At 61.4% G+C, this 24,449-nt stretch carries 17 protein-coding genes; 6 read left to right on the top strand and 11 right to left on the bottom strand.

The window, feature by feature from the left end; genetic code table 11:
• Positions 1-785: 785 nt before the first annotated feature.
• The 3 genes from D9V32_RS05675 to D9V32_RS05665 all read right to left on the bottom strand — a co-directional run bounded on the left by D9V32_RS05675 (position 786) and on the right by D9V32_RS05665 (position 9,309).
• The gene (locus D9V32_RS05675; protein ID WP_147440408.1) at positions 786-7,643 is read right to left on the bottom strand and encodes a PA14 domain-containing protein; all 6,858 of its coding nucleotides are present in this window, start codon (positions 7,641-7,643) and stop codon (positions 786-788) included.
• Between the two features lie 181 nt (positions 7,644-7,824).
• Complete coding sequence (locus D9V32_RS05670; protein WP_121647941.1) at positions 7,825-8,724, bottom strand: M48 family metalloprotease; 900 nt, start codon at positions 8,722-8,724, stop codon at positions 7,825-7,827.
• 15 nt (positions 8,725-8,739) lie between these two features.
• Positions 8,740-9,309: a LemA family protein gene (locus D9V32_RS05665; protein WP_245982086.1), complete on the bottom strand. Its 570-nt coding sequence runs from the start codon at positions 9,307-9,309 to the stop codon at positions 8,740-8,742.
• Positions 9,310-9,490: 181 nt separating this feature from the next.
• On the opposite strand from D9V32_RS05665, the gene D9V32_RS05660 reads away from it, so the two are divergent.
• A complete protein-coding gene (locus D9V32_RS05660; protein ID WP_121647939.1) occupies positions 9,491-11,704 on the top strand; it encodes a hypothetical protein in 2,214 nt (737 codons plus the stop codon).
• A gap of 45 nt (positions 11,705-11,749) precedes the next feature.
• Positions 11,750-13,438 (top strand): bifunctional 3'-5' exonuclease/DNA polymerase, encoded by a 1,689-nt coding sequence (locus D9V32_RS05655; protein WP_121647938.1) that lies wholly within the window; start codon positions 11,750-11,752, stop codon positions 13,436-13,438.
• A 240-nt stretch (positions 13,439-13,678) separates the two neighbouring features.
• On the opposite strand, the gene D9V32_RS05650 is transcribed toward D9V32_RS05655, so the two are convergent.
• Positions 13,679-14,542, bottom strand: coding sequence for an alpha/beta fold hydrolase (locus tag D9V32_RS05650; RefSeq protein WP_183086195.1), 864 nt, complete (start codon positions 14,540-14,542; stop codon positions 13,679-13,681).
• A gap of 91 nt (positions 14,543-14,633) precedes the next feature.
• Positions 14,634-15,071: a GNAT family N-acetyltransferase gene (locus tag D9V32_RS05645; protein ID WP_121647936.1), complete on the bottom strand. Its 438-nt coding sequence runs from the start codon at positions 15,069-15,071 to the stop codon at positions 14,634-14,636.
• A gap of 97 nt (positions 15,072-15,168) precedes the next feature.
• Here D9V32_RS05645 and D9V32_RS05640 point away from each other — a divergent pair, with 97 nt between their 5' ends.
• Positions 15,169-15,567 carry a DUF5684 domain-containing protein gene (locus tag D9V32_RS05640; RefSeq protein ID WP_121647935.1) on the top strand — a complete coding sequence of 133 codons (399 nt, stop codon included), beginning with the start codon at positions 15,169-15,171 and terminating at the stop codon, positions 15,565-15,567.
• 83 nt (positions 15,568-15,650) lie between these two features.
• On the opposite strand, the gene D9V32_RS05635 is transcribed toward D9V32_RS05640, so the two are convergent.
• Both D9V32_RS05635 and D9V32_RS05630 read right to left on the bottom strand, forming a co-directional pair.
• A complete protein-coding gene (locus tag D9V32_RS05635; RefSeq protein ID WP_245982083.1) occupies positions 15,651-16,409 on the bottom strand; it encodes an ankyrin repeat domain-containing protein in 759 nt (252 codons plus the stop codon).
• A gap of 51 nt (positions 16,410-16,460) precedes the next feature.
• Positions 16,461-17,150 carry an Abi family protein gene (locus tag D9V32_RS05630; protein WP_121647934.1) on the bottom strand — a complete coding sequence of 230 codons (690 nt, stop codon included), beginning with the start codon at positions 17,148-17,150 and terminating at the stop codon, positions 16,461-16,463.
• 1,262 nt (positions 17,151-18,412) lie between these two features.
• Between D9V32_RS05630 and D9V32_RS16020 the strand changes: the two genes are divergently transcribed.
• Positions 18,413-18,958, top strand: coding sequence for an HNH endonuclease signature motif containing protein (locus tag D9V32_RS16020; RefSeq protein WP_147440407.1), 546 nt, complete (start codon positions 18,413-18,415; stop codon positions 18,956-18,958).
• A gap of 732 nt (positions 18,959-19,690) precedes the next feature.
• Here D9V32_RS16020 and D9V32_RS16640 read toward each other — a convergent pair.
• From D9V32_RS16640 to D9V32_RS05610, 4 genes are all read right to left on the bottom strand, one after another.
• Positions 19,691-20,089 (bottom strand): DUF2510 domain-containing protein, encoded by a 399-nt coding sequence (locus D9V32_RS16640; RefSeq protein ID WP_121647933.1) that lies wholly within the window; start codon positions 20,087-20,089, stop codon positions 19,691-19,693.
• Between the two features lie 584 nt (positions 20,090-20,673).
• On the bottom strand, positions 20,674-21,657 hold the full coding sequence (locus tag D9V32_RS05620) for a hypothetical protein (protein ID WP_121647932.1): 984 nt from the start codon (positions 21,655-21,657) through the stop codon (positions 20,674-20,676).
• A gap of 10 nt (positions 21,658-21,667) precedes the next feature.
• Positions 21,668-22,171, bottom strand: a complete 504-nt coding sequence (locus D9V32_RS05615) for an ImmA/IrrE family metallo-endopeptidase (RefSeq protein ID WP_220700660.1) — start codon at positions 22,169-22,171, stop codon at positions 21,668-21,670.
• A 645-nt stretch (positions 22,172-22,816) separates the two neighbouring features.
• Positions 22,817-23,230, bottom strand: coding sequence for a hypothetical protein (locus tag D9V32_RS05610; protein ID WP_147440406.1), 414 nt, complete (start codon positions 23,228-23,230; stop codon positions 22,817-22,819).
• Positions 23,231-23,333: 103 nt separating this feature from the next.
• Between D9V32_RS05610 and D9V32_RS05605 the strand changes: the two genes are divergently transcribed.
• Positions 23,334-23,867 (top strand): tyrosine-type recombinase/integrase, encoded by a 534-nt coding sequence (locus tag D9V32_RS05605; protein WP_183086194.1) that lies wholly within the window; start codon positions 23,334-23,336, stop codon positions 23,865-23,867.
• 315 nt (positions 23,868-24,182) lie between these two features.
• Positions 24,183-24,419, top strand: a complete 237-nt coding sequence (locus D9V32_RS05600; RefSeq protein WP_121647928.1) for a hypothetical protein — start codon at positions 24,183-24,185, stop codon at positions 24,417-24,419.
• The last annotated feature ends 30 nt before the right edge of the window (positions 24,420-24,449 follow it).

Raw genomic sequence — 24,449 nt, 5'->3', positions numbered from 1 at the left:
AAGTCGTCTTCCTCGGATAGCAAAACGTGCGATGCCGCGAACAGGTAACCAAGACAGCGGGTCGGGCTCAAAAGCCAAGTTCGTTATCGAAGGTTGCGATATTGAAGGAAGCACAGAATAGGGCGTCCCTCCAACAGAGCTCTGTCGAATTTCTTCACGCAGGTACGCTCCATCTATTTGTTCAGAAGACACGTATCCGTGAACACAATCAAATCGAATCCACGGAAGGACGTCGCTCTGCCCAGAAAGAAATCGTTCCAGGTTCGCCCCCAGGATAAATCGAGGCAGATCAGTTTTTGAATCCATCAGAACGCCAACTCGGACCGGATACTTCTCAGTAAGCGCTAGTTCCTCGCCGAGCTGGATCACAATGCGTCGCGAACTTCGTGTGGGAACATGAGTGCCATAACCCGACATGCGACGCTGTTCGTCTCCCTCGCCGCATATGAATACCAGTTTGTCCATCCACCATGTAAACCGGAAGAATGGGTTGTATTTTTGGATCTTAAGCCCACTCAGATCAGCTCGAGAAAACTTCCGATATCCCAACGCGCCAATCACAAATACGTGAGATTCAGAAATATATGTACCTGAAAATAATCTGGCGATGCAAAGATAAAAAAACGGAACGGATAGGAAAAGAAGATCGGGGTTGAACCCATCTGCGATTCTCAGGGCAAAGTCCCCGTTGTCATCAAGACCGCCAAAAGCCGTCCATGTTCCAAGAACTCCATAAAAAAGAATCATTGGCCATCGGTTTACGGGCCCCGTTCCTCTGACTTGCTTCATCGTTTCCTATACTTCGCTGAGGCTCTCTGCGCATAGTAACCGGCGATGGCACCCGATCCATTACCATAAATCGACCCTGCCCAGTGGCTTCCACTCTTGAACTTAGCGATTTCATTTGATCTAAATCGAGTAAGTGAGCGGACGCTGTATCTAGCCTTCTTTCTCACGAGGTGTTTGATCGAAGTTCGCCCGCCAGTCTTCGCCGTGGTTCCTAAGAGTTTAGCGCTGACTCTCGCCGATATCCCCACCACTGCTGCGCCGACCCCACCTCCAACTACACTCCCGATGAGCGCGCCGATGGCCTCGTTCTTCCTCCCTTGCAATGCATACGCTCCTGCCATGGCAAGTCCGCAAGCAGCTCCAACAACTCCAGGCACAAATCCGCACATCGTCATTGCGCCCTTGACAAGTGGGCTCTCAACCATGGTCTTGGAAACCTGCATTGCTCCTCGGTGGATCGCTTTACCGACCCCACCCCAAAAGTCATTCCAGCCGTTCGACCCCTTGGCCTTCTTCTTCTGCCCATCCAGATCCTCATTGTTGATCGGGTCATTCGGATACACATAATCGTTATCCACACCACCCTCAACCGGATCCACCGACAGGAAGCGCCCCAACGCCGGCACATACTGACGCGCACCCATCTCCACGGTCTCGATCGAACCCGCGTGCTCAGTGAGCTTCTGGTTGCCACCGACCCAGCCATAATCCGCGTTACCCGGCAGGTTATCCGGCAGCGCGGCAGCCGCCGCGAGGGTCCCCGGCACACCGGTCACCGGATCAATCGACTGACCAAACGGATCATACGCACGCCGCGCACCCTCACGAGCGCCGGCCGCATCCGTGGTCACCATCACATCACCATGCTGGTTCGAGAACGACCACGACGCAGACCCATCCGCACGCGTATTCACGATCACACTGCCGAAGGTCGACACCGTCTTATTCAGCACATCAGAGTTACCGTCATACACGAAGTCCGGCGAATCACCATCACCCGAGAACCCGTACCGCTGCACCTCGGGCACACCACCGGGCTTGATCTCCGAACGCTGCACAATGCGATTTGTCACATCACGCTTATAGATCACCTGCGTGCCATCCGCGAGAACCTTGCGGGTGTGCCGATCCTCCGAGTCATACGACAGCGTCTGATCCGCAAGCGTGGTGACATTCCCGTGAGCGTCATACTCCACCGAGGATAGGCCCGCGTTCACCGGGTTCGAGTCTGCGAACAGCCCCGTCACGCTCGAGGACAGCAGACGATCCGCGGCATCGTGGAAGTAGGTCGTGGACTGCGTTCCCGCCCCCGGCACCGTAATCGACGCCGTCGTCCGGTTACCGTTCAATCCCGCGTTCGTGACCGCACCGGCCGGGCCGCCCGTGACCGTCCCAAACCCGTACTCAAACACCGACGCACCCAGATCCGCGCGTACCAGACGCCCGGCACCGTCGTAACGGTACTTCGACACCAGGGTCTCCGCACCATCCACCAGGGTCGTCCCCAGAATCCGCCCGGACTGCGAGCGCACTACCGACTCACGAATCACACTGCCATCCGCGAAGCTCCAGTCCTGAGACAGCGCCGCACCGGCCGGATCTCGCACAATATTCGACAGTACAGCGCCGTTACCCGCCTGATCCGGGCCCGCGGGGAACGTCACCCGCGTCAGCTCTCCCCGATCGTACTCGGCCGTGGCGATCAGTTTGCCATCAACCCGCAACGACAGCGGCTTACCATCCAGGTCATACGTCATCTGCTCCACCGAGACCGCGCCCGAGGGCGGAGCAACGGTGGTCTTACTGACCTGCCCCAAAAGGTTGTACTCGGTCGTGGTGGTGGTTCCCCACACATCCACATAGCTCAGCACACGTCCCAGGAGATCCGTCGTGGTCGTAATACGACCGATTGAGTCCTCGGACCAGCTCTTCAACGGGTTGCCATCCGCCGCATACGTGTTCTTCACCGTACGGGCCGGAGCATCCGCATAGGCCGGATACTGAACCGTCGCCACTCGCCCGCGAGCGTCATAGTTGGTGCAGGACCACCCGGCATCGCCCGAACGCTTCGTCCCGACGGTACGACCAAACAGGTCATACGCATACTGCGTCACCACGGCAGATCCCACTGCCGGGGTCGGGCCGGTGGACGACTTCAACGCACCAAACTGCGCGGTGGATGCCGCGGCACCACACACGGCACCGCCATAGGCCTGCGACAGGGTTTCCAACGGACCAAAGTAGCTAAACGTCGCGCCACTGGTGGACGCCGGCTTATTCGCCGCCGTTGCCGCGGGAAGCGTCTTCAGCGTACGACGCTGATATCCCGCTCCCGTAGCCTCAAACCCGGTGGTCGTGGTGAGGCTCAACCCTCCCGGATCAACCGTCGAGCTCGTCTCACCGCCCAGCCAGGGCTCGGCGTACTTTGACGAGGTCTCCATCTTCTTCGGAGCAACCAGTCCCGAGATGGTGCTTGCCTTCGGCAATGCCTCATCCGTGGTGGTACCGGTCACCAAACCATAATCCGGAGTCAGCTGCGCCCCCGGAATCGTCACGAAATCAGCGGCCCCCGGCGGCTTCCACTGCAGGTCAAAACTCGCCGTACTCGTTCCCTGGAAATATTCCACCCGGATTCGCTTGGGTGTCCCCGATGTGGGAACAGAAATCACTCCGCCGGGAGACGGCTTCGGGCTCTGCCCCACCCAGTTCGAGTCCACCAACAGATCATCAATGAAGATCCGGGTGCCATCATCCGCCACCGTACGCAGACCATAGTTACCGGCGCTCGGGAACGTCAGGATACCGCTCATCCGCGCCGACCAGTTTTCAGCACCCACGCCACTGATGGGCGCGTTCGTACTCCAGTTGCGCTTCATCACACCGGTGGCATCGCCAATTCCCAGGCCGAAAGCCACCGGCTGCCCGGCAAGGAAACGGTTGTTGTAATAGGTGACGTTGAGGCCACGAAGTCCCTCGTCGTACCGCGTACTCGAATGCGCCGCAAGAATCGCACAGTTCGCCAGAGGCTTCCGATCCGCCCCAAAACAGGACTCGGGTGCCGGACCATACGCGTCAACGGGCCGGTTTTGTGAGTCATACAGCGTCGTGGACTTGCGCCCACGAGAATCCGTAGACGACAGAATCTGATCCCGCTGGTTCCACTCCTGCTTACCACCGAGACCCATCGCCGACACATCACTAATCGCACGCCACGAGGCATCAAATCTCACCGTGCGCGCGTGCCCGTTGGAAGGAGCCACGTTGGGAACACTCAGCCCAGACTGATCAACATACGTTGTACTGTTCGCCGCGTACGTCACGGTTGTCTTCGGCTGCTTCGCCGCGGTCACACCATCCGGTGCGGGCAGGGTGACACTCGTTCCACGTCCCTGTGCGTCATACGCGATGGACACACGGTTCTGCACGGTCGGCTGCCTGCTGGAATCAGCCAGCAGCCAGTCATTGAGATCCGACCCCCGCACTACGGTCAGGCGGGAGCTCGCATCGTACTCAAACGATGCCACCTCGTTCCCCGGATCAACGATCCGGGCCAGACGACCCGCCGAATCGTAGAACAGCTGGGTGGTATCGGCCGCCCCAGCCACATGCCCCGGATACACGATCCGGCACAGCATGCCCGCCGGCGGTGCCGCAAAACCAGAGGGAACCACACACGCGTTTGCCGAACCACCGGTATCCGCCGTGGTCAGGCCCACGTCGGTGGCCTTATCTCCGGCATAGGCAAAGACAACCGAACGGCTAAAGGCCGCACCGTTCTTTGAGAGAGGATCGGAAATACGACTCACCAGCCCACTTCCGGCGCGATTTTGCACCACGGGAGTCGCAGGCTTGAGAGCGTCGCCCGGCGCGGTCGTGTTCGAGACGGATCCCGATGCATCGAACAGCGTCACCGTTCCAGAATCATCGGTAAAACTCACGTTTCCTGAGGCATCCAGTGCTACGACGCCGTACTCCCCTTCGGGCGGTGAGTATCCACCAGCGGAGGTTTTTGCATAGCTATGCGTCGCCCCGGACACATCCGTCAGAATAATCGCGCTTTCCGTGACCCGCGCAGAAGACAAACCGCTGGCATCCCCGGCGAGCGGAGCAGATGAGCCCCAGCCCGCAGGGAGGGTTGCGAGCGACGTAGTAAACCAATCCGGCGGAACGATGAAGGCGGTACCGCCGTCTTTCTTCGCCCACAGGGCGACGCGTGCACCAGCGGTAGCGTCGAAGTAACTCATGTCAAACGATGTCGGTTTTGCCTCAAGTGTTTTCGCACCCGACCACTGCACATCGGGACCGGGATAGCCGGTCCACATGTTAAGCATCGACTGGCCACCCACCGACAGGGTCACGCCATCATCGCGAGTGACTCCAAACTGGTAACTACCGGCGCTGGGCGGTGTAATGAATCCGGTCCACCGCGCGCCCCACATATCCACGGGTACGGCCGGCCCAGGGGACCCCAAACCCCAGTTGAATGAGACCTGGGAATCAGTACGCACCAGGACACGTTCACCCTCGGTGACCTTCGGGAACGGATTACTCTTCCACACGCCCGAAAGATCGTAATACTCGCCCTTCAGCCCGCGGTTGCTGGCCTTGAGCGAGTTGTACGTGAACGTCATCCCCATCGGGCCACCCAGGGTGTCCACCGTCGGCGAATCAAAGCCGATGCTGACGTTTCCATTGGCAAGGTTAAGCGAAACCGGCCCGACAGACTGCGACGGGGACGGCCCGCCATCACCAATCCGCTGGTTAACGATGAGTGAATTAGTCCAGAATGCCGGATACTCATCGGGACCGGTCTTGACCAGGACCGACCAGAAATAGCGATCGCCGTCCTGAAGACTTCCCGCTGGAGCAGTCCAGGTGGGGGTACCAAGCCAGCCCGAGTTCAAAACCTGACCGCTGACGCCGTCAGATCCGGTCGATACGCGGAACCAGTACTTGGTATCCGACGGTGCTGCGGCATGCTTGACCGCGGTAAACGTGGGCGTCGTCGTCGTCAGTACCGCGCCATCCGCGGGCGTGGCTGTTTCCCGGGCCGGAATCGGTGCCGCATTCGCGGTAAAAGACCAGGTCGCACTTCCGCGGGAAGTCGAGGTTCCCAGGTGCCCGTCATACCCGTCTCTGACGTAGGCCTTCCAATAGTATTTCTTGCCGGCCACGAGCTTAAACTGCGGAACCTTGACGCTGTCCTGTCTAATCCAACCCGACTCCCACAGGGGGTTCACCTCGGGGTTCGAGTTCTCAGACAGACGGAAGTACCAATCAAGACCAGTCTTCTCCGGATCGGTATATCCGCTCACCTTGAGTGTGGGCGTCACCGATCCGTTTCCACCGTTCGACGGCGACGGTGCGGCAAGATTTCCGGGGGTTGGGAAATCCTTCCAGTACACATACATCGTGGAGCTCAACGCTTTGTACGTGTAAGTTCCAGCTAGCTCGTGGCCAGAGAGCATGAGATACGGTGCATTGTTCGAGGATCGCACCCAACCCGCAACCGCTTCGCTCAGACGCGGGTCGGTAGTAGTGACAGAATTCCCCATCTGCAGACCCGCAAGCACTGGTCCAACGCCTCCGTAGGCGAAGGAGCTTGCATGGCGGACAAGTCCCGGGTAAATATTCGCTGTTCCTGCGGTTCGAGAAGCAGCGAGCTGCACATCGACAATTTGTCGTCCAAACCAGGGCGACATGTCATAGTGCAGAACCGTTCGCCAATAGGTGTCCTTGTTGTCGGCGCGCGCATTTCCGACGTAAACCTGGCCTTGAATACGAATACCGTCCGAACGGAAGGCATTTGCATCTTCATTGCCAGCCTGAGCAGTCGGATCAATGGTTATCGGGAAAACACGTTCCGAAGAGCGCAGCCAATTGAGATCCCCAGTGAGACGGATTTCCCACTCTGAGCCACTTCCCACGACGGAAACATCAAGAGGATGATCCGCCGGTTCCCGGACGCCCTCCTCCCCAGATGAATCCCACATCATCGGAGTGGGCACATAGAACACCGTGCGACCACTCTTATCGGAAAACGTAATCGAACCCGCGTCGTCACGTTCGAGATTCAACCCGTCGCTATTGACCTTCCACGACCACGTGCCGTTGCCTACAGCGCTTTTCGAATCAAGGAGAAGTAGCTCCTTTACGACCCCGTCGCTTACCTCGTAACGAAGCTCTGTGCCACTCATCACGTCAGGGTAGGAAATGACGTTCTTGTCGCCCCAGGGGGCTAGGTTGCGGCTGGCTCGGGCATGCTGAGCGCCAAGCAAAGTGAACGATACGGTGTGCCCGTCTTTGCTGACCGTGTACGCGTCAGGGTCATCCGCGTGCTCCGCGAATCGGGGGGTGAGGGGATGCTTCGAAGCTTCCGCTGTGCCGATACCGAACGCTCCGGCAAGTCCCTGACCCGTGATGTCGGTTGTCACAGGCTCAAATTCACCGGGCTCAACCTCGACGTTTAGGGGCGAGAGAGAAACTTCAGACACCTTGGTGCCGTCCCGAGTCTCATAGACGTTTTCGAATTCGGAACGCTCGAGGAGCTTTGCATCGTCCGGAACAAACGGCTCACTAATCGGCTCGACCGGTGCAACATCCGGAACCTGAGCTGGGAGCTCAACCGTCTCCTCGGGGGCATCGCTAAAGTCACCCTCCGGCATCGTCCCGCGAGTAATCTCCTCAACCTGCGGCACCGGAACCGGAAGGTCTGAAACTTCACGTCTCTCACCATGTGAGGCCGTGGCCGAAGCCGCCGGCACGTCAAAAGGCACCAGCACCCCCGCAACGACTGCGAACGAAACAACGGCAATTAGAGCCCGGAACCAATGCCGGTCAACGCGAAACAACACGTCAGAATCCCCCCGATTAAGACACCCAGAAAATGGGCACAGCTGAACCTAGCCGAAAAGGGGAATCGGCAACAACTTCACACGCGCATGGAGTGACCCCCAATATAAGGGCTCCCATTCCTCACAAATGCAACGCAGCCCCGCGGCAAAAGCCGCGGGGCTGCGTCACACCGGGGAGGTTCTAGAACTCCCCGCCCATCTTCTGCAGACGGGCAATGCGGTCGGGGATCGGAGGGTGCGTGCTGAAGAGCTTCGCGGCACCGCCGGACTTCAGCGGGTTGGAAATCCACAGGTGCGCCATCGAGGAGTTCTGACGCTGCATCGGGCGGCCGTAAGCATCGAGCTTGGCGAGGGCACTCGCGAGGGCGTCCGGATGGCGGGTGGTCATCGCGCCGGTGGCATCCGCCAGATACTCACGCTGACGCGACACGCTCAGCTGAATCAGGCTCGCCAGCAGCGGGGCAATGAGCATTGCAACCAGACCAATAATCATGACGATGGGGTTGCCACCACCGCCGTTATTATTGTTGTCGCGGCCGCCGCTCAAGCCACCCCAGAACGCCATTCGCATGAAGATATCCGAGATAAAACCGATCACCACGACGAGCGAAAAGACGATCATCGACACCCGAATGTCATAGTTGCGCACGTGGCCCAACTCATGAGCCATCACGCCCTCCAGCTCGGCATCCGTCATGATCTCGAGCAGACCGGTGGTCGCGGCCACCGACGCATGCTGCGGATCGCGACCCGTCGCAAACGCGTTCGGCGCCGGATCGTTGATCAGATACACCGCGGGCATCGGGGTGCCCGTGGTGATCGCCAGGTTCTCGACGATGCGGTACAGCCGCGGGTTATCCGCCTCGGAAATCTGCTGCCCGCCGCTGATCGACAGCGCCTGACGCGACCCCATAAAGTACTGGAAAATCGCGAACACCGCGCCACCGATCAGGATCGAAATCGTGATCGACGGGCTGTTGTTCATGTAGCCGATAAGCCAGCCAATCGCGCCAATGATCAGCACAAACAGCGTGATGATGATGACGGTATTGATCTTGTTTTCGCGTATAGCTCGATACATGTGTTGCGCTAAAAGCTAGAACTGAATGCGCGGCGGCTCGGCAATGGCTGCCGCATCCGCCACCTCAAAGAACTCACGCTCGGTGAAACCGAGGTTGCGCGCAAACAGGTTGTTCGGGAACACCTGAATCTTGGTGTTGAGCTCACGCACACCACCGTTGTAGAAACGACGCGAAGCCTGCACCTTGTTCTCGGTGTCTACCAGCTCAGACTGGAGCTGGAGGAAGTTCTGGCTGGCCTGCAGCTGCGGGTACGCCTCGGCCACCGCAAACACCGACTTCAGGGCGGACTGCAGGTGGTTCTCGGCCACCGAGGCCTCGGCCGGGCCCTGCGCGCTGAGCGTCTCGGCGCGGGCACGAGTCACGGCCTCAAACACGCTCTTCTCGTGGGCGGCATAGCCCTTGACCGTCTCAATGAGGTTCGGGATGAGGTCCGCACGGCGCTTGAGCTGAACGGTGATGTCGCTCCAGGCCTCGTCAACGCGCACCTTCAGCGCCACGAGGGAGTTGTAGGTAGCCCACAGGTAGATGCCGATCACGACGATCAGCGCCACAACGATTAAGACGGGAATAAGCCACTGGCCCACGGTGAGAACCCTCCAGGGTAATTTGAGGTTCGAAACATGTTTGTACTGATAACCCAGTGTACGCGTCCGCGGAATCTTCGGCATCGATATGCGCCGGGCTGGCACGCTATTCGCAGTTTCCGGCCGTGAGAATTCAGAAAACTTTGACAAATCGGGCGCCAACGCATGGAATAGGGATACCGTGCGTCCGTTTTTTAGGAAGTTCTCCCTCCCCGTTGTGGCCGTGTTCCTCGCCGCCGCGACGCTCACAAGCGCACTCGGAATCGAAGCCGCCGCGGCGCAATCCCTGCCGGCCGCCCCGTCCACGATCGCCCCCGAGGAGACCGAATCCGGAAGCGGTGGAGGAAGCGGCGGAGGTGTGGGTGGCGCGGCCCCCGGCGGCACCGCGACCCCCTCGCCCAATCCCAGTCCGAGCGGTTCCACGAGCCCCGATCCGCTCCCCCGCCCCGTCATCACCGCCCCTGCGGCCAAAACCGTGGTCTCGAAAACCTCCACAACGGTTCGCGGCACGGCCGAACCCGGCCAGGCCATCACCGTCCTTCGGGACGGATCGCAGGCCTGCACGGCGAAAACCGGCGGCGATGGCACCTTCTCCTGTACCATCAGCGGGCTCACCACGACGCCGAACATCACCCTGGTGGCACGCTACGGTAGCGGCGCGGGCACCGACGCCCAGGCCGTGGTCTTCGCCGCGGTCACCCCGCCCACCATCGACTCCACCGCGGGTGCCGCGCAGGCCGGGCTCATTCGCGGCACCGGATACCCGGGAGCCACCGTCACCCTCCGCGCCGAGGGCGTGGGCACCTGGGACACCACGGTGGCCGAGTCCGGCCGCTGGGCGCAGTCCCTCCCGCTGCGAATCAGCGGCGACTTCCGCATGAGCGCGATTCAGCGCACATCATTTAGCGGTTCGGTGTCCTCCGATCCGAGCCCCACCGTGACCCTCAGGGTGGACACCCTTCCCCCGCCCGCTCCGACGATCACCTCCCCCGCCGCGGGCAGCTCGCTGACCGGGCGCACCCAGTACGGCGGCGCCGGTGAAACCGGTGCGACCGTGACGATCTACGCGGTACCCGACAGCGGCGGCGACGCGGTGCTCTGCTCGGCCGAGGTCAGCGCGGGTCGCTGGTCGTGCAGCGCCGATATGCCCTCCACCGGAGCCGCGAGCCTGATCGCCTACCAGACCGACTCCTCGGGCAACCCCGGTGATACCACCCCGCCCATTCGCATCGTCTACGGGCCGAACCCCGGCGGCAAGATTCCGCCGCCCCCGCCTCCGCCCGGCGCAAGTGCTAGCCCGAGCGCGCCCGCGCAGCCCGAGGAGCCGAGCCCCACCCCGAGCTCTCCCGAGGAGCCGCCAAGCACCGCACAGCCCGGCCCTCCGAGTGCCGACGGCGGAGTGAACCCGCCCGCCGCCGCGCACCCCTGGAACTGGGACGCCCGCTCGGCGTTCACCCACGCGGTCGCCCCCGTTCTCGGCCCCACCGCCGCCGACGGCTGGCTGGGCGCGTTCCTGCTCGCCCTCGCCACCATCGCGCTCGTACTCGTCCCCGCGCGCTTCCTCGCCGGAGGGATGCGCCGTCGCGGCCCCCTGCGCTTTACCGGCCGCAACCGCTCCCAGCCCGAGCCCGAAGACCCCGCGGATGAGCTGAGCGTGCGCCACCCCGTTTTGGTCGGAACCGCCCTCATCCTCGTACTCGCGCTCGTCGTGGTGTTTGCGATGCCGCTGCGTCAGGATGCCGCCCAGCTCAGGCTCTTCGGTGCCGCCCTCGTCGGCCTGGTATTTGTGAACACCGCCGGCACCGTGCTGCCCGCGCTCCTCAGCACGCGACGCTTCGCGGGCCGCGCGTCCGTCACCGTCGCACCGCGCTATCTGGGGGCCGCGATCGCCGCCTCCGTCATCTCCCGGTTCCTGGGGCTCGAGCCCGCACTGGTGTTCGGCATCGTGCTCGCCGTCACTCTGGTGCCCGAGGCCAGCCGCCGTCAGCGTGCGGGGGCCGCCGGAATCCGCGTGTTCAGCGTGTTCGGCCTCGGTGTTCTCGGCTGGATCGCCTCGAGCCTGCTCGGCTCGGCCAACGGCGTCGCCGGAGCATTCCTTGCCGAGGTCGCTAACGTCACCGCGATGGCCGGGATCGGCACCGCCGCAATCCTGCTGATCCCGCTCGGCCAGACCAGCGGCCGTGCGATCCTCGCCTACGGCCCCTGGCGCTGGCTCGGCGCCGCGCTGCCCGTCTACACGACCCTGTTCGCACTGCTCTGGCCCGCGTTTGGGCACCTGCACTCGCCGGAGATCGTGCCCGCCGCCCTCATCCTCGCCCTGCTGTTTGGCGGGATCGGCCTCGGCTCGTACCTCTGGCGCACCACGCTGCGCGGGGTGTTTGTTTCCTCTCGCTAGCGCGAGGCCCACACGAGAGTCGGTGGCACGGTTCACAATAGGGGTATGCCCCTCGTTCTCTCCGGTTCCCCCCACGGTCTCGTGGTGATCACCCCGGTCGAGGAGGACGGCACCCCGTCCGCGGCCGCGCGCGAGCTGCGTGGCACCGCCGAGATCCTCGCCACCATTTCCGCGCTCGAGGCCGAACACCCGCGCTGGGTCTGGTCAGACGCCGGAAGCTGGTACCCCTGGCTCCTCGAACACGGCATCCGGATCGAACGCTGCACCGATCTCCGCCTCGGCCACGCCGTACTGCGCCTCTCCACCACCCTGGCCCCCGGCGCCTTCCCGAGCGACCCGCAGAGCCCCTGGCGGCACGAACCCGCCCTCGGCGGCATTCCCGAAGCCGGGCCCACGCTGTTTGACGAGGTTGATCGGGTCGACACTGTGGCCGCCACCGAGGTGATCGCCGAGTTCACCCGGCAGCGGGCTGCGGTCGCCGCCGTGGCCACCGACAACCCGGTGGGCGCGGGAAAGCTGCGCCTTCTCCTCGCCGCGGAGTCTTCGGGGGCGCTCGTGGCCGCCGAGATCCACCACTTTGGCCTGCCCTGGAGCCGGGAGGAGCACAACCGCATCCTCACCGAGGCGCTCGGGGAGCGCCCACGCTTTGGCGGGCGGCCGGCGATCCTGGCCGAGCTCGCGACCGAAATCCAGGGGCTCCTAAACGCCCCCGACCTCAACCCGGATTCCCCGCCCGAGCTGCTGCGTGCCCTGGCCCGCGCCGGCATCTCGGTGCCGAGCACGAGTAAGTGGGTGCTGCGCGAAATCGAGCACCCGGTGATCGAGCCGCTCCTGCGATTCAAATCGCTCTCGCGCCTGCAGAGCGCAAACGGCTGGGTGTGGCTCGACACCTGGGTACCGGAGGATCGCTACCGCCCGGAATACGTGGTCGGCGGCACCGCCACCGGCCGCTGGGCCACCAACGGCGGCGGTGCCATGCAGCTCCCCGCCCAGATTCGCGCGGCCGTGCGGGCCGATCCCGGGCACGTCCTCGTGGTCGCCGATGCCGCGCAGCTGGAACCCCGCATCATCGCCGCAATGTCGCGGGACACCGCGATGGCCGCGGCCGGCGCCGGGAAAGACCTCTACCAGGGCCTCGCCGACGCCGGTGTGGTGCCCGGGCGCAAGGAGGCGAAACTCGCAATGCTCGGAGCCCTCTACGGGGCAACCAGCGGCGAGAGCGGTGCGCTCATGCCCCGGCTCAAGCGGGCGTTCCCCCAGGCCATCGCACTGGTCGAGCACGCCGCCCGCGAGGGCGAGAAGGGCCGCTCGGTGAGCACCTGGCTCGGCCGCAGCTCTCCCGTCCCTGACGCCGGCTGGTTCGAGTTTCAGCGCGCCGCCGGCCAGGTAGACGCCACCGATGCGATGCGCCGCCGCGCGGGCACCGTCGCCCGCGACTGGGGTCGCTTCAGCCGTAACTTCATCGCCCAGGGCACCGCCGCCGAGTGGGCACTGTGCTGGCTCGCCGGGCTGCGCCAGCGCCTGGCACCGCTCGGCACTCCCGGAGACCGCCCGCACCTGGTGTACTTCCTCCACGATGAGGTCGTGGTGCACGCCCCCGCGGCCGATGCCGAGGCCACCGCCGCGGCCATTCGCGATGCGGCGGCGGAGGCCGGTCGGCTGCTGTTTGGCACGTTCCCGGTTGATTTCCCGCTGAGCGTGGCCATCGTTGATCGCTACTCTGAGGCGAAATAGCCCGGTTTTCGGGCCGACGTTTCCGGGGCAGCGTTTCCGGGCAAAAACAAACCGGATGGGCGGCCCTGCCCATCCGGTTTGTGACGTGGACGGCTCGCGCCCGGGAAACCCGACCGGAGCCTAGTGGTGATGATCAGCAGGCTTTCACCCACCGACCATGACCCCTACGGTAGTGAGCGAGTCTGAACTCGCGCTATGCCGTTCCTGAACACTCGGTAAACGCGCGCTCCGGATTCGCTCCTACTCGGAACGCGGCACCGTGACCGGTTCTCCCGCATGGGCACGCACAAACGCGGGCACCTCACGGCGCACGGTCAGCGAGGGCACCGTACCGGTGTGATCCGCCCCGGCGATGGGCACAAACTTTGCACGCGGAAGCACCCCGGCGAGGTTTCGGGCCGGGCCGATCGGAACCGTACGGTCACGCTCACCGTGCACGATCAGGGTCGGCACCGTCACGAGCTCGGGCCGCGGGGCCACAAACTCTGCCGCATAGTGGGTATCGCTCTCGGTTCCGCGGAGGCGCGGGGCAAACGGGAAACCGGATGCCGTGATCGAACGCACCACCGCGCGCGCATCCCAGCCCTCGGCATCGGGCCCGGGCACCCCGCGTGCGAGCACGCGCTGCACGGGTGCCGTGACCGCGGCGCGGGCGATGCCGCGCCGGGTCAGGAGATAGCGGGCACCGGCGGGCAACGAGATGTCCTGGGCCTCGACCAGCGCCTCCAGCAGGATCAGCGAGGAAATGCGATCCGGGAGCGTGGCAGCGGCCCAGAGCGCGGCCATACCACCACCGGAAACACCCGCTACCGCGGCGGTATCCAGGCCCAGGGCATCGAGCAGTGGGCCGATCAGTGCCCCCTGACGACGCGGACCCGGAGCAATCTCGAGCGGGGTTCGCAGATATCCGGGCCGGGAGATCGAGATCAGGCGGATACCCGCGGTGGTACCGATGGTTTCGGAGAGCGTGAGCCCCTGATCGAACCCGCCCGGGGTGCCGTGCAGCACGATCAGCGGGGTACCGCTACCGCGCTCGGCGTACTCGATGGGGCCGGCTGCGGTGTCCAGAATTTGGGACGCCGGGAGATGGCGAGACGCGGACATGGTGACTCCTTCCGGCGTCGATCCATGGCGCCACTCGAGAAGTAGCATATATCCGTTATCCAGCACCGGCTGGGTACCAGCTGTGTAAAGGCTATGCGCTAGCTTTCGGGCGGCTCATGAAGACGTCCACCGGGTCCTCGGAGTCGGTGACAAACCCGAGCCGAACATACAGGTCACGCGCCCGCGAGCCCTGCAAAACGTTGAGCTTGAATGGACGTGAATCCGCCTCCGCCAGCACCTCGGCGAGCACCGCCCCACCGATCCCTCGCCCCTGGAGGCGCGTCGAAAGATAGAGGTGCTCGATCCAGCGGGCATCAGGTTCCGGCCGCACACTGACCGACCCGACGCTCTCGCCATCCACGACGATCACGCGCGTGAGCTCGGGACGAAACGCGGAGGTGAAGCGCTCGCGCACCCGTACCGGATCGTAACGGCCCAGCCGCTCGAGGTCGGGACGCAGGACCTCGGCACGCAGCTCGGCAATCCATGCGGCATCTTCGGGGGTACTCGGGCGAAGAATCCAGGTCATCTTTCGATCCTAGTGGTGTCCCACACCGATTTTTCCCGGCGGGCGCTAGTGTGGACCTCGCCCCAACCGGTGGCGCTTCCGTATCCGAAAGGTCTCCATGTTTTCCCTGATCTCAGCGCTCCCCACCGACGTGGACTTCTCCGAGAATCTCAACGCCGCAACCTCCACGGTCGCGCCCGGCGGTTTCTTCATCTACGTTCTCACCGTCATCGGCCTGTGGGGTGTGTTCCGCAAGGCCGACTACCCCGGCTGGCTCGCGATCATCCCCATCGTCAACGCCGTGGTACTCCTGCGCGTGGCCGGCCGGAGCGGCTGGCTCGTCCTGCTCTACATCATCCCGATCGTCAACCTCGTGCTCGCGATCATCGTGGCCCTCGATGTGGCTCGTAAGTTCGGTAAGGGCGGGGCCTTCGGCTTCTTCCTGCTGTTCCTGATCCCCTTCATCGGACCGCTCATCATCGCCTTCGGCGACGCCCGCTACAACCGCGCGGCATAGGTCACGGTATAGCTCGCCGCGGCTCTCGCCGTGCGAAGAACGGCCCGGATTCCCTCGAATCCGGGCCGTTCCGCGTGCACGCGCTAGCGGTGCCCGCCAGCTGCACGAATGAGTTCCGCCAGCCGGTCTGATCCACGATCCTCGGCGTTTTTGAGCGGGGTGTTCCCCTTCGAATCCTTCAGGTTCACGTCCGCACCGCCGGCGATGAGGAGGCGTACGCTCTCCTGATGAGCCGGGCCATCGGTGCCGAGCAGCACGGCCTCCTGCAGCGCCGTCCAGCCCAGGTTATTGATGTGATCGGGGTCTACCCCGGCATCGAGCAGCAGGCTGATGGTCTCGACGTGCCCGTGCTCCCCCGCGGGAATCAGCGCTGTACCCCCGTAGCGGTTGGTGCTCGTGAGATCGGCCCCGTGCGCCAGGGTGAGCTCAAGTATCTCGTTGAGGCCCTCGGCCCCGGCGTAGAGGTACGCGCTGTCCTGCATGGCGTCCTTCGCGTTGACATCGGCACCCGCGAGGATCAGCGCCCGCGCCGCATCCACGCTATTCGATTTTGTCGCGACGATCAGCGGCGTTCGTTCACCGGACCCGCGCACCTCGATGTCGGCCCCCTCGCGGAGTGCCCGCGCCACTGCGTCGGCATCGTTAGCGGCCGCGGCCTCCAAGAGTGCCACGTCCGCACGCGGGTTCGTCGATGCCGCACCACCGGGCTGCCCCGCTCCGGCAGTGGAACTGGGTTGAGCGCTCATTGAATCCTCACTTTCGGCCGCACAGCCGGAGAGAAGGAGCAGCGCGGTGACGCCGACCCCCAGCAGCCCGCCGCCAACCAGCCCGTTCCGTACCATGATGACAACCCCCTGATGAAACGCAGAATACCTACCGGTATCGTACGTTCATCACCGGACAATCCCCTGTGAGACCGCCTCCTGCTTCCTCCTCGCGGCAGCGGTGTACCGCTCGTTGAGACGGATGAACGAGGCAAGATCCGCATCAACCAGTGCGGCAGCCTCGATGAGGGAGTGAACGGTGTGCCGGGGATTTCGCTGGAATATGGGCTCGTGATGCGCAACTCGATTTCTGAGGAGTCTCACCTCGTTATACACGCGGTGGACGCCTCGTCGCCGGTCAGACGTCCGCCCTGGAAACGCATGAATGAGCCTCGGCCGCCACAACCGCGTGTCGTAATCAAGCTCACGATCACGCGCAATCCCGACGTCGAGTAGCCTGACCCAGAAACCGAAGTTAAGATCCGCGACGATGTCGTTCGGAGTCGGATCCCGGTTGCCCTTCCCGGCAAAACTCCGATACGAGCGATCAATCAGCTGACGGTGCCGGTCAAGCAGCACAACGGTCGGATCGTTCCACCAGTCCTCGCGACGTCCCACTCGCATTGCATCGTGAATGGCGTTGCGGGTAGCAACCTCGATGAGGGCGAGGGGCCCCCAAACGGCGGTGCTGAGTTCAACGTTCCAGAGGTAGAGGCGACGACTCCGGTGAGGGAACACTGGTCCGATGTGCCGAACGTAGGTATCGAGGCGCGGCGTACTAAAGAGGCGGGTGAAATTCTGCAGTGAATCGGGGTCCATCGTCGCCCTCACAACTAATGCCCTGGGGGTCCGGTTACGGCGAGCCCCAGGGCGTTACATGACCAACCGTAGGTTGAAATCGTTCCGATTGCAACCTCCTGTCTCTAAACCGTAGGCCCACGGTTCGGTCGGTTAGCCAAACCGGACGAGCCAAAACGGTTAGTTAAGGACGAGTTGAGGACTTCTGCTCACCTGCCACAATCGAAAAAGGCCCGGGATCGTGATGATCCCGGGCCTTCGCGGTACCCCCAGTCGGACTCGAACCGACACTGGAGCGCTGTGGGGTCGCCTTTGTGGAGCTGCATGTCTGCGAGGTTCAGGACGGCAGCAACGGGCACACCGTCATGCAGCTTTGGTGTCGCACGCTCCCGGGCCCAAAGCGTTTCCCGGAATGCATCAAAGTCGATCGCATCGGCAGCGTCTGCGCCTTGAATAGGGCGTACGTTGTTGAGCTTGTTCCAGAACCCGCCCGCCGGATTGGATGTCCACCCCCAGGTGAACGTGACCTGGTCGGGGTCCTGCCCGCACGAGCGAATGAACTCGCGGTAGTCGACATGCCCCAGGCGCGTTCACTGAACCGCACATAGCTGGACCCGCCCGGACCGTGCGATTCGGATTCACCAGCAGGCGCATCTACCGTGGGCGTCTCAGTGAGCTTTGCTCGGTGGCGGCGCACGGTGGATTCATTCACACCGTACTTGGCACCGAGCGTCACGTTCGACAGGTCACCTGCAAGGTCCGCCCGATATGCGGCATTATCCATGAGCGCCAATGTGACCCCTTCAAAGTTGTGTGGGGTCGGGACATCCCCAGTGATCCCGACCCCGCCCTTTACGTGGGCCATCCGGGCGTTTTCTTCCAGTGCGTGCCACGCACCATGACCGGACACCCCTGCCCTGGTAGTTGATTACGGCCAGCTCCACACTCGTGTAATGCTGGTCGCCCGCTCTCCATCTTTACCCTTGCGAGCTGACGGGAGTCTGGGCACGGTATCTCGATGGATACTGGCCGCAAGCGATAAATCAACTGATGTCTACGTTTACGGATGCGAAACCTGACACTAGTCTTGAAAAAGCATTAATCACAAAAGACAAATCCAAGTTTGAAAATCAGGATCGGTAACGTGCTCGCACTAGACGGAAAACTGCACCGAATTTGGTGCGTGTATATCCAGGGTGCCAGCCCGACCAGTCTGCATAAACATAGACTTTCCCGATCTTGCGTAAACGTATTGATCTGATCCACATCAACAAAATCACTCCATGGAGAACAAGATGCCCGCGGGCCGACCTGCAGTACCGGCTGCTCTCAAGCGTCAATTAATGGAAGAAGCTGGCTACCGCTGCGCCGTGCCAACTTGCAGAGGAACAGATGCGCTCGAACTCGCTCACATTGTCGAATGGTCTTCGGTCAAAGAGCACTCTTTTCACAACATGATCGTGCTATGCGCACTTGACCATTATCGATATGATCAGGGAAAAATACCCCGGAAATCAATTGAAGTATTCAAAGCTAATTTAGGGCTGCTCAGGGGTCGGTACTCGGATGCTGAGCGCCGCGTTCTCGAAGCTTTTGCATTCACTGAGCCGCCGCTAACAACGCAGCATTCACTTATCATTCCTGGAGGGGGATCTTACACGCTCTTGTATCTTGAGAAAGATGGGTTGGTTGAAATTACACCGAACCTTTCAGTGACGCTAGGTTCTGTGCCACTGCAGGAGCATGTCAGTTTGACCGAGGCTGGAATCGAAGTCGTAGAGCGTCTGCGAGGAGCGCTAGCCATTGACGAAGCTCCCTATCTAGATTGAAGTCGTATTTCCTCAAATGCGGACGGAAGTTTTAACAGCGAGGCCCCAATAAGGATGTAACGGGGCCTTTCTCAAAACCAGAAGCTCTGCCGGAGCGTGGCGATTTAGGCGAAGCAATCCACCCTCGTTTTCAGCGTTATCTGCTTTAACGAATTACCGCAACGCAGCCCTTGCAACCTGCTCTCGCTACAGCACCACAACCAACCGCGACTGATACATGGATGGCCGGAACGAATTTGACAGAATGATCCTTAACAGGCTAAGACTCACAGGTGAGTGCAGGGCGGCAGCGGAACCTCGCGCTCAACAAGGGCAGCGTGGAGGATGCGGGCCCGGCTGCGGAGAGCGGCTTCAACCTCGTGGTCAGCCATTGCGGGCACTTTTCATCCATTCGTGGTTGTGGCGGTCCTGCACCCGGTCAGCCTCGCCACACTCAGCAGCAGCCAGAGGCGACAGGTATTCGGCGGAGCACCCAGAGCAGGGGTGCATGGTCACACCGTCACGATCGCGCACACCAGGAACTCACCGTTCACTACGCCAACGACGCCGAGGCGACCGGCGCTGATGACCAGATCGCCCGAGTCAGTGAGCATGACCGAAGTCGCGGTGAAGTACGTGATGCTCTTGGGTTCTTCGCCGGGGCCTGCGGCTGAGAGGTGGACGGTGACGGCCGTGGCGGGGTGCTAATTAGATGAGAAAAGCCCCACCTTCACAGATAGAGCTACTCTCAGACTATTTTGAGATGCCGGACCAAACTCCGGTCCTGTTAATGCAATGTTTGAAATCGGCATTTGGTAATAGCTTCGAGCAGCCATGCGGAGCGTCAGTGCTGCTTCCAGTCGCACCTACCCAGACGAACAAGGTGAAGATGAGCCCAATGACTATCACGATTACGACAAGACAACCAGTTCCGCTTGGTTTTTTGGCCATACGCGGTGACTCCTCAACTACCGCACTCTGGGCAGGCAAACGCCCAAGTTCTGACGATGTCTCGTCTGGAGATGGAGGTGGTTCGACCAAATCTTGGTAGTCTTCGGTCCAAAACTCACCATTCCACCATCGCTTCCTCCGAGTTCCATCAGGGTCGCCGTACCAGCCAGGTAATAAGTTGGGCGGAGGATTTTTATTCATCCCCGAACTATAGAGGCAAGCCCGATGGCCACTGAACCCCGCAAACGGGGGCAATTGTTGGGCCAATGCTGCCCATTGGGGCGCGACCGCCGGGGAGCGGTCGTCCCGGCTGCCGCGCGTGCTCGATCATGTGAAGGAGACACGGAGTGAGCTACCCCAGCTCCGCGGGAGGCCGAGTCGGGGGTAGTCGGTTGAGCGAATCAGCTCGAAGAATTCAATATGAGTGAGAGTCGGAGGGTCCAGCCTTTCACTTCGGCCTCGCGCTCACCTCGACAGCGACGGCGTTCGCGTTCGTCGCGGTCCTCGTTCGCAACACGAAAACGTTCCCGATCGGCCTCCAACGCCCCTATTCGGAACGCCTCAACACGAGCCGCTCGCGCCTTGGCTTCTCGACGCTGCGCCTCGCGCGTGCGCGCGAGGTGTGCGATGTCTTCGAAGACGATCCTCTGCCAGCGCTTTCGCACGGTCGACCGCTTCTTTTGTCTCCTCTGCGGTCTCGCGTCTCCACGAGTTCCACGCTAGACCGACGGTGACCAGATCACCGTGTATCCGACGTTGGATTTCAGTCTTTTCACTGAGGGGAGTTATCCCAAGGGTGCGTCCTCTTCCAGCGCTTCGCCATCCTCGGAAGGTTGTGTTTTGGGAGTTACATCTGTCGCAGTCTCACGGAGCTTCTTCATCGCATCCTGCGGCGGCGTACGGAAAATCTCAGTTTGAGCGTTCGGCAAATAAACCTTTGAGGGCCAACCATCCGTCTCAGAGCACGCTTCGCAGACATGCGCGATATCTTTGGAGCTGATTTCTTTACCGTTCAGGGTCGCAAATGCCTTGTTCAGAGTGGTCTCACACTCTCGGTCAATCGCGAAGATCGGGTACTCTTGGCCGCGCCACACGCCCTTGAGGAACTCCCGCCCCCGGAACACGACGTCTCGAACATGGTGGCGAGTATCAAGCTCCGTAGACGACTCGCTGGAGTGCGCGATCTTTGCAATCGCCCAAATAACCTCCACGGTCATCGTGAAGTAGCGGCGGGACGCGTGCCCTGCAATGCGAAATCCAGTATCGACGCTGGGACCGAAATAGTCGTACAAGAATCTTGTGTGACTTTTCTTTCCCTTGAGTGCCTCGTCGTTCAAAATAACAACTGGATTATCAGAAACTTCGACGTCAGGGGCGCGAGGGATTGACGATTCACTATCCGGTCCGGGGAAAGTGGCAATGAATGCACCGCCTTTGAGAGCGAGTTTTGATTCTCTCAGGCTGTCCGATTCGTAGTCCTCCATCGCTTTCAGCCACACTCGCACCGCGTCGCTGATGTCAGCTTCTGAGGTTACGGGAACTTCGAAGATTAGTTCATCTCCGATTGCCTTCCAGAGGGTGAACTCAAGCTTCCCTTCGTGAAGCTTCTGGTGCTCCCGATACACGTTGCCGAGCATCTGTGGGAATTCCCGGTAGAAGCCAAGAAATATCAGTTGCCATCCGTCTTTCTCCTGCTTGTAACTCGTCGAACCGACGAGGTCTGCTGAGAGAAAGAGTATGGACTTTGCCCGCGCATTCTGCGACGCCATCAATCGTACGCTATCTCAGTCTGAGCGTCTGGGCTCGCACAGAAGCGGCACTCTTAGATACGCCGAAAAGATCGGCAACCGACCAGCTGTCTCCACCACATTTTTCCCAGGCCTCGCGAAAGCGTTTCTCTGGCATAAGTAACGCACCAGCGAAGTAGTTCGCTTGTGTCTCTGCCGTGTTCCTGCTCCCTCGTCCGAAATCCTTCGGGCCAGTGACTTTCGGCTGCAGATAGTGAAGGAAGTAGTGCCCTATCTCGTGTGCAATCGTGAATCTATCGCGGCGGTGCGAGGTTAGCGCTGGGAGGTGAACAGTAAAATCGCGTCGGTCGCGCACGGTGAGAGCTTCGGGAGAGACGAATGACTCTGAGACCTCGATGGTTCCGCCTAGGGAATCTACGAGGCTTTCGATGTCTGCACTTTCACCGTTTACGAATATGTGATGCTTCTCAGCAACGCGCTCGGCGTAGTCTGCAATCGCCGCTCTGGAAAGCGGTGAGGGTGTGATGCTGGCCAAGATCGCTCTCCTTTGGTGTCTGGCATGAACACAGGGTATTCGAAAGCTGGCGGCGGCTTTCCGAATCGTTGCGCAAGTTAATTCTAGCTGGTGCTTCGAACCTTGCCTAGTATCGCCCCGCGATTTCAGGCATCTCGCGCGTTCACGCTATGCGCGTCTGGCCTCTCCAAAGCGCTCAATTGCGCAAAAGCTTGCGGACTCGCGGCGGAGCCGCTGCGCACATACGACGGCACTCGAAACTTGTCGCTCGAGTACTATTGTCAAGCCCGTCAAGACGATTGTGCCTCGCCCAGGCGCGGAGCGTTCGGTGAGATCCGCGGTCACCATCGCCGTACCTTAACGCAAACAGGGCACCGGCCGAAGCCGATGCCCCTGCTAAACACGAACGCTCCACCTAAGTGGAGCGTGTTAGGCGGAGTGAACCACCCTCAATAGATACTTTAACCACTTTAACGAATTACCGCGATGCCAGATTTACGTCCCCGCTTCTTCGCTGCCTCGACTCGCAACAATTCCGAAGGCTTCACTCGTTTCACTCCGTCGCTGTCAATACCTTCGGCCAGGTCACCGTCACGAATCCAACAGTAGATCCGATGCGGGAATCTCCCCACGAGCGTGGCGGCCTCGGCTACCGTGATCCACATCTCACCCATTCAACACCTCCTCAAACTGCTCCTCAAACTGCTCCTCATTGATATGATGCCCGCAGGCCGGGTTCTTGCACACGATGATTGCCCTCCCCCGTGGGGTGTCAGGAGGCATCCACATCAACGCTTTCAGAGAGCACTCTGGGCAGCGAGTCAGAAGCACGCGCCGCGATTCATCCCGGATCGGGTGAGCGCGCTTCCCTGCGTTGAATGCGCGGGCGAACATCACCGCTTCTCGCGCGCCCCCTTCAGTGGACACCCATGCTTCGGTGTTGCCCTGAAACGATACTAGAAGCCTGTTGAGGTCATCCATGAGCAACGCGACAGGAGACAACGACACTTGGCTCTCGGCCGAACTGCCACCTGCGTCTTCCTCCTGAATGAGCCGGTCAAACTTTGCCCACACGGTCATGTACTGCTCTGATTCTTGGATTGCCCCGCGCACCAGTGCTAAGCACGACGGACAAACCCATCTTGTCGTTGCGGAGCGGGGTGTGCATCCTCGGCAGACGGATATGGCGGACGTACTGGACATGCTGGCGGGAACCGGGATGCGACTTGGTGAAATCCTTGCGCTTCAATGGTCGGACATTGATCTTGTCGCCTCGCCCGCCACCGTCACCGCTCGAGCCACGGTATCCCTTGATGCACATGGAAAGATCTTCATTCAGGAACACGGAAAGACCGTTTCCTCCCACCGGACACTGCTTCTCCCAGTGTTTACCACGAAGTTGCTCGAAAAACGACGAGTCGAATCTACGGGAGTCCTGGTGTTTCCCTCTGGGACAGGTACGATCCGGTGGCCTCACAACATGCGCCGGCAATGGCGTGGGGCGCTGGCGGGGACTGAATACAAGGACGTTTCTCCTCGAGACTTCAGGAAGGCGGTCGCGACAATTCTGAAGCGCCAGAGCGGCACAGAGGCGGCACGCGACCAGCTCGGACATTCTTCAGACACGGTAACTCGCAAGCATTACATCGAGATCCTTCACATGGGGCCAAACGCCACAAGCATCCTGGACAATGCATTCGGCAAAATGGATAGTTAATGAATACCTAATCCAGTTTCGAGCATGCGAATAAGTTAAAGAGGGCCCGGGATCGTGATGATCCCGGGCCTTCGCGGTACCCCCAGTCGGACTCGAACCGACACTGGAGCGGTGTTAAGTCGAAGCTACCGGTAGATAAAAACCCGCCAGCGACTAGGTCAGATACACGCCCTCATCAGCGCAAACGGACAAAACTGGCACCGATTGATGTAGATTGACCTACCGCTAGTAACCGCGCAAAACCATGACTAAACCATGACTGACGCGCCTGATCGAGGGGTTTTAGTAGCGAGCCCACGCCGATACACTGTGGGCATGACGCAAACCCCGACCACCGCCAAGGTGAGAGTAAACCCGTTCGTGACCGCGCTGTGGACCATCACCATCGGCGCCTTGGTGCTCGGCGCAATCCTGTTCTTCGTCGGACAGGGAGCAACGTCTCTCGCGGCGGCCTCGGTGGGCGGGTTCGGGTCAAGTCTGTTCGGAATCGGCGTCATCGCGGCCATTGCGCTGCTCGCCGTCGCCGCTGTCCGCTGGACCCCCAACGACTAAGCCGGCCACTTAAACGAAAAGGCGGGGCGA

The sequence above is a fragment of the Mycetocola tolaasinivorans genome, assembly GCF_003667565.1.
Lineage (GTDB): Bacteria > Actinomycetota > Actinomycetes > Actinomycetales > Microbacteriaceae > Mycetocola > Mycetocola tolaasinivorans.
The sequence above is the reverse complement of the archived record's forward strand: the minus strand, read 5'-3'. Positions and strand labels throughout refer to the sequence as shown.

Bases quoted from the DNA above. Each gene is read 5' to 3' on its own strand.
- D9V32_RS05670 (WP_121647941.1), bottom strand. From the start codon at position 8,724: ATGTATCGAGCTATACGCGAAAACAAGATCAATACCGTCATCATCATC.
- D9V32_RS05655 (WP_121647938.1), top strand. From the start codon at position 11,750: ATGCCCCTCGTTCTCTCCGGTTCCCCCCACGGTCTCGTGGTGATCACC.
- D9V32_RS05650 (WP_183086195.1), bottom strand. From the start codon at position 14,542: ATGTCCGCGTCTCGCCATCTCCCGGCGTCCCAAATTCTGGACACCGCA.
- D9V32_RS05645 (WP_121647936.1), bottom strand. From the start codon at position 15,071: ATGACCTGGATTCTTCGCCCGAGTACCCCCGAAGATGCCGCATGGATT.
- D9V32_RS05640 (WP_121647935.1), top strand. From the start codon at position 15,169: ATGTTTTCCCTGATCTCAGCGCTCCCCACCGACGTGGACTTCTCCGAG.
- D9V32_RS05635 (WP_245982083.1), bottom strand. From the start codon at position 16,409: ATGGTACGGAACGGGCTGGTTGGCGGCGGGCTGCTGGGGGTCGGCGTC.
- D9V32_RS05630 (WP_121647934.1), bottom strand. From the start codon at position 17,150: ATGGACCCCGATTCACTGCAGAATTTCACCCGCCTCTTTAGTACGCCG.
- D9V32_RS16020 (WP_147440407.1), top strand. From the start codon at position 18,413: ATGGAGAACAAGATGCCCGCGGGCCGACCTGCAGTACCGGCTGCTCTC.
- D9V32_RS16640 (WP_121647933.1), bottom strand. From the start codon at position 20,089: ATGAATAAAAATCCTCCGCCCAACTTATTACCTGGCTGGTACGGCGAC.
- D9V32_RS05620 (WP_121647932.1), bottom strand. From the start codon at position 21,657: ATGGCGTCGCAGAATGCGCGGGCAAAGTCCATACTCTTTCTCTCAGCA.
- D9V32_RS05610 (WP_147440406.1), bottom strand. From the start codon at position 23,230: ATGACCGTGTGGGCAAAGTTTGACCGGCTCATTCAGGAGGAAGACGCA.
- D9V32_RS05605 (WP_183086194.1), top strand. From the start codon at position 23,334: ATGGCGGACGTACTGGACATGCTGGCGGGAACCGGGATGCGACTTGGT.
- D9V32_RS05600 (WP_121647928.1), top strand. From the start codon at position 24,183: ATGACGCAAACCCCGACCACCGCCAAGGTGAGAGTAAACCCGTTCGTG.